11 protein-coding genes are annotated in these 12940 nt (G+C 32.9%); 9 read left to right on the top strand and 2 right to left on the bottom strand.

The annotated features are described in order from the left end of the window. Positions 1–4: 4 nt before the first annotated feature. Entirely contained in the window at positions 5–1537 is a 1533-nt protein-coding gene (locus M2326_RS04365; protein WP_264618334.1) for a DUF853 domain-containing protein, read from the bottom strand. A gap of 372 nt (positions 1538–1909) precedes the next feature. On the opposite strand from M2326_RS04365, the gene M2326_RS04360 reads away from it, so the two are divergent. The 7 genes from M2326_RS04360 (at position 1910) to M2326_RS04325 (ending at position 8444) form a co-directional block, all read left to right on the top strand. Continuing rightward, positions 1910–2734 carry a MotA/TolQ/ExbB proton channel family protein gene (locus tag M2326_RS04360; protein ID WP_264618333.1) on the top strand — a complete coding sequence of 275 codons (825 nt, stop codon included), beginning with the start codon at positions 1910–1912 and terminating at the stop codon, positions 2732–2734. A gap of 36 nt (positions 2735–2770) precedes the next feature. Further along, on the top strand, positions 2771–3382 hold the full coding sequence (locus M2326_RS04355) for an ExbD/TolR family protein (protein WP_264618332.1): 612 nt from the start codon (positions 2771–2773) through the stop codon (positions 3380–3382). A 19-nt stretch (positions 3383–3401) separates the two neighbouring features. After that, complete coding sequence (locus tag M2326_RS04350) at positions 3402–3956, top strand: ExbD/TolR family protein (RefSeq protein ID WP_264618331.1); 555 nt, start codon at positions 3402–3404, stop codon at positions 3954–3956. A 40-nt stretch (positions 3957–3996) separates the two neighbouring features. Further along, entirely contained in the window at positions 3997–4803 is an 807-nt protein-coding gene (locus M2326_RS04345) for an energy transducer TonB (protein ID WP_264618330.1), read from the top strand. A gap of 270 nt (positions 4804–5073) precedes the next feature. Then, positions 5074–5967 carry a PstS family phosphate ABC transporter substrate-binding protein gene (locus M2326_RS04335; protein ID WP_264618328.1) on the top strand — a complete coding sequence of 298 codons (894 nt, stop codon included), beginning with the start codon at positions 5074–5076 and terminating at the stop codon, positions 5965–5967. Positions 5968–5986: 19 nt separating this feature from the next. Continuing rightward, on the top strand, positions 5987–7681 hold the full coding sequence (locus M2326_RS04330) for a tetratricopeptide repeat protein (protein ID WP_264618327.1): 1695 nt from the start codon (positions 5987–5989) through the stop codon (positions 7679–7681). Positions 7682–7811: 130 nt separating this feature from the next. Then, entirely contained in the window at positions 7812–8444 is a 633-nt protein-coding gene (locus M2326_RS04325; protein ID WP_264618326.1) for a 7-carboxy-7-deazaguanine synthase QueE, read from the top strand. A 49-nt stretch (positions 8445–8493) separates the two neighbouring features. On the opposite strand, the gene M2326_RS04320 is transcribed toward M2326_RS04325, so the two are convergent. Further along, complete coding sequence (locus M2326_RS04320; RefSeq protein ID WP_264618325.1) at positions 8494–9201, bottom strand: class I SAM-dependent methyltransferase; 708 nt, start codon at positions 9199–9201, stop codon at positions 8494–8496. Positions 9202–9274: 73 nt separating this feature from the next. On the opposite strand from M2326_RS04320, the gene M2326_RS04315 reads away from it, so the two are divergent. Together M2326_RS04315 and M2326_RS04310 are read left to right on the top strand one after the other, a co-directional pair. Next, positions 9275–9769: a YkgJ family cysteine cluster protein gene (locus M2326_RS04315; RefSeq protein WP_264618324.1), complete on the top strand. Its 495-nt coding sequence runs from the start codon at positions 9275–9277 to the stop codon at positions 9767–9769. A 56-nt stretch (positions 9770–9825) separates the two neighbouring features. Further along, positions 9826–11061 carry an ABC transporter permease gene (locus M2326_RS04310; RefSeq protein ID WP_264618323.1) on the top strand — a complete coding sequence of 412 codons (1236 nt, stop codon included), beginning with the start codon at positions 9826–9828 and terminating at the stop codon, positions 11059–11061. Positions 11062–12940 lie beyond the last annotated feature (1879 nt).

The raw sequence follows: 12940 nt of genomic DNA, 5'->3' as shown, positions 1-12940 counted from the left end.
AGTTTTATTTTTTCATTATTTTTGAAAGTACGCCAAAGAATCCACGAATAAACGTTGCGCTAGTAAGTACTTTTAAAACCGATTTTCCGACAACTTCAGTAGTACTTGGTCCTCTTGATGTTACTATTTTCTCTGTTTTTATAGTTTTTTTTGCTTTTTCTTGCATTGCAATTTCTTTCTCTATTTCAGTGATTTTTTTGTTAAGCATTTCATAAGCACTTTCTCTGTCGATAAGTTCGCTATACTTTTTCACCAATTTCGATTGATTGTTGATCTCTTGGATTTCAGTTTCAGTCAAAATGTTCATTCGACTCATAGGTGCGCGTAACATTGTGGCTACTAGAGGGGTGGGGATTCCTTTTTCGTTAAGAGCTGTGACAAGTGCTTCTCCAATTCCCAGGCTAGTTAGTACTTCACTAGTTTCGTAAAATTCAGAGATCGGGTAGTTATCCGCAGTCTGTTTGATTGACTTACGATCATTAGCAGTAAATGCTCTCAGGGCATGCTGTATTTTCAAACCTAATTGGGCTAGGATTCCACTAGGCACATCCATTGGATTTTGTGTGATAAAGTAGATTCCAATTCCTTTGGAGCGAATAAGCTTTACGATTGTTTCAATTTGTTCTAATAATGCTTTGCTGGCCTCTTTGAAAATCAAGTGAGCTTCATCAATAAAAATAATTAACTCAGGTCGACCAGAATCTCCTTGTTCAGGCATTTGTTGGTAAATTTCAGCCAATAGACTTAGCATAAAAGTAGAGAAAAGCTTAGGTTTATCTTGAATGTCAGTCAATCTCATGATATTTACATATCCTTTACCTGTTTCGTCAATTCGCATCAAATCATCTATTTCAAATGATTTTTCGCCAAAAAATAATTCAGCTCCCTGTTGCTCTAATTCGATTATTTTCCTTAGTATTGTTCCTGTAGTCGATGTTGAAATTTTGCCGTAATGTTCATTTATTTCTTCTTTACCTTCATCTGTGATGTAGTTAATTACTTTTTTGATGTCCTTTAAATCCAATAAAGGCATTTTATTGTCGTCGCAATATTTGAATATTATAGAGATAACACCTGATTGTGTATCATTAAGATCTAAAATTCTAGAAAAAAGTACAGGACCAAATTCAGATACCGTTGCGCGCAAGCGAACACCATTTTGTTCTGATAAAGTAAGTAATTCAACCGGAAATTTGGCTATAGAGTAGGGCAGATTAATTTTAGCATGTCGCTCGGTAATAAAACTCTTTTCTTCCCCCTCTTTAGCTATTCCGCTAAAGTCTCCTTTGATATCCATCATTAATACTGGGATTCCTGCTAATGATAGTTGCTCGGAGAGCACTTGTATTGTTTTTGTTTTTCCTGTTCCTGTAGCTCCAGCAATCAAACCATGTCGGTTTAATGTTTTAAGAGGTATCTTAACTAGTGTGTCGGCAATTGCTTCATTGTCTAGTATTCCTCCTCCAATAATTATGCTGTCTCCTTTACAAAAATAACCTTCATTAATCTGTTTAGAGAAGCTCTCGATCTTATTCATAACGTAAATTTAATTTTCTTTTAATATGAGGTTATCAATTTCTAAAAATAGTCAATTTTAATGTTTAATGCAATTATTATTGTTTTTTATTATTAATAATTAAAAGTTAGGGTTAAAATTAATGTTAAGTGTTTTTTATGAAATTAGTTGTGAAAACCTATTAACGCTAGTTATTACTTCGTTTTTAAGGTTTTATTGCGGGAATAATGATGTAAAATCAATAAATATCAAGAGAAGTATTTTTTTAACACAATAAAAAATTACAATTAAACAAAAAAAAATTTTTTTATTTCAATGAAACGTATAAATTTGCTTCACGACAAGTTAATTACAACTAAAATAAATTATTTAAAAACATTAAAATTAAAAAAAATGGCAAACGTTCAAGTTAAAAAGGAAAGCACTTCAAATGGTGGAGGAATGGTTTCAGGATTGATTATTGTAGCATGTATTTGTGTGGGTATCATGATCTGGAAATTTATAATGGGAGATGCTTCCAATTTTGAAGGAGGAAACGTCGAGAAAGGTCATCCGTTGAATACTTTAGGTCAAGTGTATCATGGAGGTGCAATTGTACCGGTATTATTAGGAATGTTATTAATGGTTCTTGTTTTTTCTATTGAAAGATATTTTGTGATCTCAAAAGCAGCTGGTAAAACTAAACTAGATACTTTTATGACAAAAATTCAATCAAGTATCAAAGCAGGTGAAATTGATGAAGCAATTGTTTCTTGTGACAAACAACAAGGTTCTGTTGCAAATGCAATCAAATCGGCACTTGTGAAATACCAAGCAGTTAAAAAAGAAGGATTCAATAGCGAAGAAGCAGCTGAAACTATTCATAAAGAAATAGAAGAAGCAACTTCTCTTGAAATGCCAATGTTACAAAAGAACATGACAATTATCTCTTCTTTAGTTTCTTTGGGTACTCTTATAGGTTTGTTAGGGACTGTATCGGGTATGATTAAAGCGTTTGGTGCATTGGCATCTGCTGGTACTCCTGACCAAGCTGCACTTGCAAGTGGTATTTCTGAGGCACTTATTAATACAGCGACAGGAATTGGTACTTCAGCAGTAGCTATTATCTCTTATAACTTCTTTACATCTAAAATTGATGATTTAACTTACTCTATTGATGAGGCAGCTGTTTCAATTGTAAATTCTTACAGAAGATTCAGAGGAAGTTTGAAGCAATAATACTTTGATATTTATATCAAATAAAAAATAAAAAGAATGGCTAAAATAAAAATAAAAAAAAATCCGGGGTCTACGGACATGACTGCAATGTGCGATGTCGCGTTTCTATTACTTACCTTCTTTGTAATGACTTCAACAGCCAAAATACCTGAGGCTTTGCCTGTAGATACGCCTTCTTCAACAGTTCAGACAAAATTACCTGACTCTGATTTAGCTACATTGACAGTTGGTAAAGGAAAAGTGTTTTTTGATTTGAAAGGAAAAGAAGTTCGAGTAAGAACACTAGAATTGATGGCTGAAAAGTATAATGTAGAATTTTCCGAAGCGGATAAGAGTACATTTTCAAGAATGGATGATTTTGGTGTGTCAATTGCAAATCTAAAGCAAATCATTGAAATGAAAGCGTCTGACAGGAATAAAGCAGGTCAAACTGGTATACCGTTAGATTCACTTGATAATCAATTGAAAGAATGGATCTATAATGCGCGTCTTGCGAATATAGAAGTTAATGATAAAGAATTACAAGTCGCTATCAAAGGAGATGCAAAAGAAGAGTACAATGCTATTAGAAAAGTAATGGATTTACTACAAGATCAGAAAATCAATAGCTTTAGTTTGGTTACTGGTTTAAGAGGTAAAGATTTTTAATTAAAAAAAACACACTAAAATGGCTGAATTAAATACCGGCGACGGTGGAGGCAAAAAAGGTGGTAAAGTAAGAAGTAAAAAACAAAACTCAAAAGTAGATTTAACTGCTATGGTGGATTTGGCCTTCTTATTAATCACATTCTTTATGTTGACTACCACGTTGTCAAAACCTCAATCGATGAGTTTGGGGTTGCCAGATAAAGATCCAAAAGACGATGATGCCAATATCAAAGTAGATGAGAATCGTACGTTAACTGTAATGATGGGAGCTGATGATAAATTAGTTTTTTACATGGGATTGTTAAATAATCCAATTGCAGGTCCTAAAGATATCGCATATGGTAAAGAAGGAATTCGTCAAGAATTGTTGAAGAGAAAGAAAGAAGTTTTAGCTTACTCAACAGCAAAAGGAAAACCTGATCAAGGAATGATTGTTATCATTAAGCCTAGTAAAAAGTCTAATTACAAAAATGTGATTGACATTCTAGATGAGATGGCTATTTCTAACGTACCTACTTACACGATCGTTAATGATTTTTCGCCTGAGGAAACAAAATTGTTAGAAGGAAAATAGGAGCAATCTTGTTTTCTTAATAACCTAATAATTAAGAAAAATGAAATTAGATATATTAAAAAACCATTGGCTGGACATTGTTTTCGAAGGAAAAAATAAAAGTTATGGTGCATATGTTTTAAGAAAAGAAAACAGAAAAACTACAGTAAGGGCACTTATTATTGGTTCAATCTTGTTTACTTTAGCTTTGAGTGCACCACTTATCTTAAGTATGATTCCTGACAGTTCAAATGATGATATAGTATTAGATCAAAAGATCGTTGCTGTTAAATTGCCACCAAAGCCAAAAAAGGAGGAAATTAAAAAGTTTACACCACCACCACCACCACCACCACCTAAAGTGGATCAAGTGAAATTTGTAAAGCCAGTTGTGGCTAAAGCAGAGGAGGTTACAGAGGAGCCACCTAAAATTGTTGAGATCAAAGAGAAAAAACTTGGATCGACAACTATTAAAGGTGATCCAGATGCAGTTTTATCTGTTGCGCCTGTTGGTAACGGACCAAAAACGAGTCAAGTAGTTGAAGAGGATACTCAAATTTATAACACTGCAGGTATTGAAGTGAAACCAGAGTTCCCAGGTGGAATTGAAAAGTTTTACAAGTTTGTAGGTAATAATTATAGAGCTCCAGAAGAAGAAGGTCTTAAAGGTAAAGTATATGTTACTTTTGTAGTTGAAAAAGATGGTTCGCTTACAGATATCAAAGTATTAAGAGATATTGGTTTTGGAACTGGAAAAGAAGCTATTAGAGTTTTGAATAAATCTCCAAAATGGAATCCAGGTGTGCAAAATGGAAAACCAGTAAGGGTATTATATTCTTTACCAATTACTATTCAATCAGCAGAGTGATGTTGGATAAATTTTATAGAAATTTTCAGAAGAAATCGCTCAAAGAGCGATTTCTTCTTTTTATAAGTATTTTGTTTTTTACGCTCTATTTAGTTTTGGGATTATTTGTTATATTTATGAAAAATTTCCCATTAGACATGAGCATGAGTTACCGAATAGCTTTTGGACTATTGTTGATTGTTTATGCTTTTATTCGTTGCATTCGAATAATTAAAGACAATAAAGAATGAGTCAAATCATTTAGTCATTTGGCTATAATAAATTTTAGATATGAAATTATCATTAAGCTTTTTAGTTGTATTTGCTATTTTGTCTTCTAGTTTGTTTTTTTGTTGCAAGAATTCTTCTAACGATGATGAAACAATCTTAAAAGGTGGGACAACCATTATTGTTGATGAAACATTAAAGCCTATTATTGAAGATCAAATTGCAGTTTTTGAAAGTGAATATAATGCGAAAATTGTATTAAATTCAAAGTCAGAAAAGGAAGCTTCCTTAGCTTTAGTTGAAGACACTACTAGGATTATCGTTTTGGCTAGAGAATTAAATGAAGCAGAATTGAGCTATTTCAAAAAAGAAAAAATTATCCCAAAGGTTACCAAAATAGGTACAGATGCAATTGCTTTTATATCCAATAAAATGGATAATGATACGTTAATCTCACTTAAGGATGTTATTTCTTTTATGAAAGGCAATTCTAGAAATAAAATAAAAGGATTAGTTTTTGATAATCCTAATTCAAGTACTGTTCGTTATATGAATGACTTGGCTGGGTTAAAAAATAGTCCGGATAACGGAATCTATTCTTTCAAAACAAATGAAGAAGTAGTGAAGTTTGTTTCTGAGAATGAAGGGATGATTGGTGTAGTTGGATTAAATTGGTTATATCAGCCTACGGCAGATATTAAAAAATATTTGAGCAGTATTAATGTTTTGAGTGTACAAGGTATTGGTGAAAAAGGTTTTTTTGCACCTACTCAAAACAATATTGCAGAAGGGACATATCCTTTGGCACGTGATTTGTTTATAATAAATTGTCAAGGTTTTAATGGTTTGGGGATGGGTTTTGCATCCTTTGTGGCAGGTGATATTGGACAAAGAATTATATTGAAGTCGGGTTTGTTGCCAATTCGTGTTCCGGGTAGAAAACTTTTGTTCAAGTAATTGATCAAAAAAATAAGAGATGAAAATGAATAAATTAATAAATGACAAAATGAAGAATTTTAAAGTTTTAAGTATGGCCTTTATGGCTTCAGTTTCTGTAATGCAAGCGCAAAATATTGATGAAGCTAAAAAAGAAATTGATGCAGAACAGTATGATAAAGCAAAGATGAATTTAAAGTCTATTGTTAAATCTGATGATAGTAATGGTGAAGCTTTTTTTCTATTAGGAAATGTTTACCTTTTTCAAAATGTAGCAGATTCAGCTAAGATTTCATATGATAAAGGATTAAATGCAAAAAAAGAAGGGCATTTAAATAATATTGGTCTTGGTCAATTATTGCTTGACAAAGGTGATCTAGCAGGTGCAAATGCAAAATTTGAATTGGCTAAAAAAGAAATGAGACGTAAAGATTATCAGGAGTATGTTTATATTGCACGTGCTTTCATGAATTCTAATAATCCTAATTATAAAGGTGCTTTAGCTGTTTTAGAGCTTGCAAAAGAAAAGAATGATTTAGAGCCTCAAGTACTTTTGGCTTTCGGTGATGCATATTATGGAGATAAAAATCAAAATGAAGCATACCGTGCATATCGTAATGCTTATCAAGGTGATAGTTCTTTAATAAGAGCAAAAATGGAATTAGGTGTTTTGCTTAAAGGAGCAAAAGCATATACTGAAGCAGTAGCTGCATATGATGATGTAATTGCAAGTAACCCATCTTATGGACCAGTTTATCGTGAATTAGCTGAGACATACTATTTATGGGGAAACAATCAACCATCTAAGTATGATGAGTACATAAAAAAAGCTTTAGCCTATTATAAAAAGTATATGGCTATGACTGATTATTCTTTAGCATCTCGTATGAGACATGCAGATTTCTTAATTTTAGCTAAAGATTATAAAGCTTTAGAAATTGAAGCTGAGAAAATGAAACAATTAGACAAAGTTAACCCTAGAATCCTTAGATATTTAGGGTATGCAGCCTATGAAAATGGTAATACAGATAGTGCTATTTCTTCTTTGAATTCATTTATAAATGATTCTTCTAATAAAATTATTGCTCAGGATTATATGTACTTAGGACTAGCTAAAGTAAAGAAAGCTACTAAAGCGGATGATTCTTTAGACTTACCTGTTTTTAATGATGCTATCGTTAATATTAAGAAAGCAGTAGATATGGAGCCTTCTCTTACTGCTGAAATTGGTGATTTAGGGAAAAAATTATACGAACAAAAATTATTTAAAGAAGCATCTGAAGTATTTGAAATAGCTACTTCTAATAAAGATTCTAAAAATTACTTATTAGATAATTTCTATTTAGGTAATTCAATTTATTTTGATAACACAAAAACGGGTGCCGTTAAAGATACTATTGCGCTTCAAAAAGCAGACATTGCTTTTGGTAATGTTATTACAGCTTCACCTGCTACACAAGATGTTTACGTTTACCGTGCTAGAACACAGTCATTGTTAGGTAATGATGAATTGATGATTAAGTATTACCAACAATATATTGATCTTGTAACTCAAAAGGGGCCAGAAGAATTGGCGAAACCTACAGTAAAAAGTAAATTAATTGAAAGTTACAATACAATGGCAGCTGGTTATGCTAATACCGATAAGGTAAAAGCTTTAGAGTTTTTTAATAAAACGCTTGCTATTGATGCGGGGAACGCATATGCTACTCAATCTATACAATCTTTAAAATAGTAGATTAGTCTTTGATTTTTTAAAAACCGGTAACATTTGTTACCGGTTTTTTTATACAGTATTATTTCAATGCTCTTGTAGTGGGAGTTCCTTCTTTTTTATAACTATCTTTGTATTTCAAATTTTTACAATGTTATCAAAAGAAATACAATTAGAAGTTAATAAAGGTGCGATGCTTCCTTTAATGGAAGAATTTTATACGATTCAAGGGGAAGGGTATCATACAGGAACTGCAGCCTATTTTATTAGAATTGGTGGTTGCGATGTTGGTTGTCATTGGTGTGATGTAAAAGAAAGCTGGAATGCTGAACTTCATCCGCCTACAGCTGTAGATCAGATTGTATTAAATGCAAGTAAGTTTTCAGAAACTGTCGTTGTAACAGGAGGAGAGCCCCTGAGTTGGGATATGAGTTTTTTAACTCAAAAATTAAAAGAAAACAACCGAAAAGTACATATTGAGACCTCAGGTGCATATCCCTTATCAGGTACATGGGATTGGATTTGTCTTTCTCCAAAGAAAAATAAATTGCCAACAGATACAGTTTATGCCGCTGCACATGAATTAAAAGTTATTATTCATAATAAGCATGACTTTATATTTGCCGAAGAGCAAGCGCATTTGGTAAATGATAATGCGATATTGTTTCTGCAGCCAGAGTGGAGTAAGAGAGAAGAAATGACAGAATTGATAGTTGATTATGTAATGAATAATCCAAAATGGAGAGTATCCTTACAAACTCATAAATATTTAAATATACCCTAATGTATAAAAAAACCAAACTAAATTTATAGTTTGGTTTTTTTATATACAGTTATAAAGATAATTTGGCTAAGTAGTCATAATGATTACCTTCCAGTAGTAGTTCAGTTTTAAAACCATTATCATTAGCGGCATTTTGTAGTGTGTTGTAGTCTAAATAAAGCCAATCTAGAGGGGTTTCATTTTTGCCTTTGTATTTAATATGAAAAGTTAACTCACCATAATATTCATTTTCAGATGCAATCCATTTACCACCATCTTCATCTTCATCAAACATGTATATTAGGTCAGAACTATCGATGAGAATCTGTCCGTCAGGTAGTAAAAGTGATTTTAGTTTTGTTAAGAACATGGGGAGGTTTTTTAATTTACCACAAATTCCTGTTCCGTTCATAAGGAGTAAAATAGTATCAAACTTATTATCACTAAGATTCATGAAATCTAGTACAGTAGCATTCTTCAAACCTCTTAGTTTGCAAGCTTCAATAGCATTTGTTGAAATATCAATGGCGGTAACATCGAGTTTTTTCTCTTGTTGTAGGTACAAGCTATGGCTGCCTGCTCCGCATCCAATATCAAGGACTTTACCTCTAGCTATTTGTAGTGCTTTTTGTTCTATCAAAGGCATCTCAGAATAAGAACGAAACAAGTAAGAAACAGACATTTCGTCCTCTTCAGATATTGAGGTGAAGGTAATTAAATCCTGGGGTGAATTATTGGTTTGATAATCTAGTATTGCTGTGCCAAAAAGGTCTTTCATTTTTTTTAATTTAAAGTATATGGTCAAGGGCTAAAAGTTGTTTAACTTTGTAGTGAATTTTTAATCTCAATTATTGGAACCACAATTAAACGAACTCGAAAAGTTAGCCAAAGATAAGCATATAGAAAATAAAAAATATTTTGATAAGCTAAAAAAAAAGACTCCCAAGAATTTAGATTACATTATGCAAGATCTTCATCAAGCCGAATTTAAAAAAACGGACTGTTTGGATTGTGCTAACTGTTGCAAAACTACGGGTCCATTATTTACCTCGGCAGATATTGAACGTATTTCTAAGGCTTTAAGACAAAAGCCGCAACAGTTTATTGAGCAGTACCTGCGTATGGATGAAGATCAAGATTATGTTTTGAATTCAGTACCTTGTACTTTTCTAGGTAGTGACAATGCGTGTATGATTTACGATGTAAGGCCAAAAGCTTGTCGTGAATTTCCACATACCGATCGCAAAAAGTTTCAGCAAATTACGGATTTGACTCTAAAAAACATCCCTATTTGCCCAGCAACTTACAATATCATCGAAGAAATGAAGAAAAAATTGCCACTTTAAATAAAAGTATCACTTGGTATCTTAGGTATCTTAGTGGGTTAATAAACAACAACAACTTGAATCTAGAATATTTTATAGCTAAAAGATTAGTTACTGCCAAGAATAATAGTAGCAGTATATCTGCTCCAATTATCAAAATCGCAATTTCGGCTATTGCGATTGGAATGGTTATGATGATTGTTTCAGTTGCTACAGGGATAGGGTTGCAGCAAAAGATACGCGAAAAAGTGGCAGCCTTTAATGGTCATGTTTATATTTCTAATTTTGATAGTAACGAATCCGATACAACCTTAAGACCCATTTCAATAAATCAAGATTTTTATCCGGTTTTCAAAGATGTTCCAGAGGTCAGCCACGTTCAAGCAGTCACAAGTAAAGCTGGAATTATAAGAACGGAGACTGCATTTGAAGGTATTGTGTACAAGGGAGTTGGTCAAGATTATGACTGGCACTATATTATGGAATACTTAATTGCAGGTAAATTACCAGATTATAGTAGTTCCTTAAATGAAGAAGTAGTGATATCTGAGTTCTTAGCCAATCGTCTTGACTTTAAAGTTGGTGATTCATTCAATACTTTTTTCATGAAAGAAGGGGAGAATAAAATGCCTAACAGTCGTCGTTTTAAGATTGTCGGGATATTTAATTCAGGTTTTCAAGAATTTGATGCTACTTTTATTTTGGGAGATATCCGCCATTTACAGCGAATTAATAAATGGTCTAAAGATCAGGTAGGGGGATTTGAAGTGTTTGTTAAAGACTTTGATGAAATTGATCAGGCAGGTCAAGAAATATACCAGCATATTGGTTCGACGCTCAATTCAAAGACTATTATAGAGAAGTATAGTTATATTTTTGAGTGGTTAAAATTGTTTGATTTCAATATTATTGTCATCTTAGTTGTCATGATTTTGGTTGCCACAATTAATATGGTCGTAGCTTTATTAGTGCTTATATTGGAGCGTACGCAAATGATCGGAATCTTAAAAGCATTAGGAGCGGATAATTGGAGTGTAAGACGTATTTTTCTTTATAATGCTACCTATCTTATATTTCGAGGATTGTTCTGGGGGAACCTCATAGGAATATCTATACTTTTAATACAGCAGTATTTTGGGGTGATTAAGCTCAATCCTGAAAATTATTATGTCAACGAAGCACCAGTTTATTTCAATTTTTGGTACATCATTATGTTGAACCTACTCACAATCGGAGTTTGTTTTGTTGTCCTGTTGATCCCTTCTTACATCATAACCAAAATATCTCCAGTTAAAGCCATTAAATTCGATTAAGAACAGCACTCATTGTAGAATGAGTTTTTCTTAGGAGCAGTAATACTATTTTCATCAGTAAGTGTGGTCCCGCTATGCGTTTCAATCTTTTTATCGGTAGAAAAAGCCTCAAAAAAGGATATTCACTTCTATCGGGGCTAGGAGGGAAGTATCGTTCTTCTTTGTTAGTATCCTAAAATCCGAATTCAACTCCATTTTGTGTATTTTAAAAGTCTTTAACCTTCACTATTTGATATATGACCTAACATTTGGGGTAACTTAAAAAAATCCAGTTAGATTATACTGATTAGGACAGATGGGTTGGTCTTTTCTCTGTAGAAAGCTATAAAATCTATCTATTGTTTATGAGTACTGATTTAATAACGGATATAGTTGTGAATACTAGAATCATGTTCTCTATTTTCTTGGATTCATATATATGAGGTGTATGTATGTATGTATGTATGTATGTATTTCAGGTAGATAATTAGTAAATCTGCACGCTTTTAATTGCAGCCAGCTTTAGCTGGATGGTAACTTCAGATAATTCAGTCAATTTCTATAATGCCGTTAGGCATGATATATTGGTACCGAAGAGCATGAAATGATCCCGTTAGTGCCATAGGCACGTTATATAGTTTAATCGAATTATAACAATTTACACACCACAACGATTGAGTGTAGTTCATGAGTGCTGTAATAAATGCTGTTAGGCATGACATATAGGTAGCAAAAAAACATTTACGTCATCAAGGTAGTGCCGTAGGTATGGCATGTAGTATGATCGAGTTAGATCAATTTACACACTACCACATATTGACCACAATTCACCAATGATTTAAGCAATGCCGTTAGGTATGACATGTAGGTAGCAAAGAAGATTTATGTGAAGAAGGTAGTGTCGTAGGTATGGCATGTAGTATGATCGAGTTGTAATAATTTACACACCACCTCATATTGACCACAATTCACCACTGGTATAAACAATGTCGTTAGGCATGACATATAGGTAGCAAAAAAAACATTTACGTCATCAAGGTAGTGCCGTAGGTATGGCATGTAGTATGATCGAGTTAGATCAATTTACACACTACCACATATAGACCACAATTCACCAATGATTTAAGCAATGCCGTTAGGTATGACATATAGGTAGCAAAGAAGATTTATGTGAACAAGGTAGTGTCGTAGGCATGGCATGTAGTATGATCGAGTTAGATCAATTTACACACCACCTCATATTGACCACAATTCACCACTGGTATAAACAATGTCGTTAGGCATGAAATATCGTTAGTAAAAAAATATCACGTTATCAAGATAGTGCCGTAGATACGACATATCATTTCTACTTACATTTAAGTAAATGCACTGTGTGTAGAATAATGCTGCTATATATCATATATAGTTGTGGCGAGTCCAAGAGGTTTACACGTAACAATATATTGACCACAATTCACCACTGGTATAAACAATGTCGTTAGGCATGACATATAGGTAGCAAAAAAAGATTTACGTCATCAAGGTAGTGCCGTAGGTACGATATAGTATAATTGAAACACATTTCCGCTCTAATCGAATTCACATTAGGATATAAAGTGTGTAATAATAGCCGTTAGTCATGCTATATTTATAGAATCAGAAACAATACAAGCTTGAAATACAACATAACAGAGTCAATTCAAGAAGCAAAACCACCCAACCCAACAAAACACACACAAAGAAATCAACAAAACCACCCAAAATAAACTCCAAATTCGCACAAATATAAAAAACGTTAAAACACAAAGTTCACTTTTCCAGCTAATTAAAAAATAGATTAAAAAAAGGTTAAGAAAAAGTATTGATTAAGGGTGAAGGCTCACTACTTTTGCACCCGCAACAACGAACAAGTTCACTG

Source organism: Flavobacterium psychraerolatum, from assembly GCF_025960985.1.
In the GTDB taxonomy this organism is placed as follows: Bacteria; Bacteroidota; Bacteroidia; order Flavobacteriales; family Flavobacteriaceae; genus Flavobacterium.
Note: the sequence above shows the minus strand (reverse complement) of the source record. Positions and strands in the feature narration are given on the sequence as shown.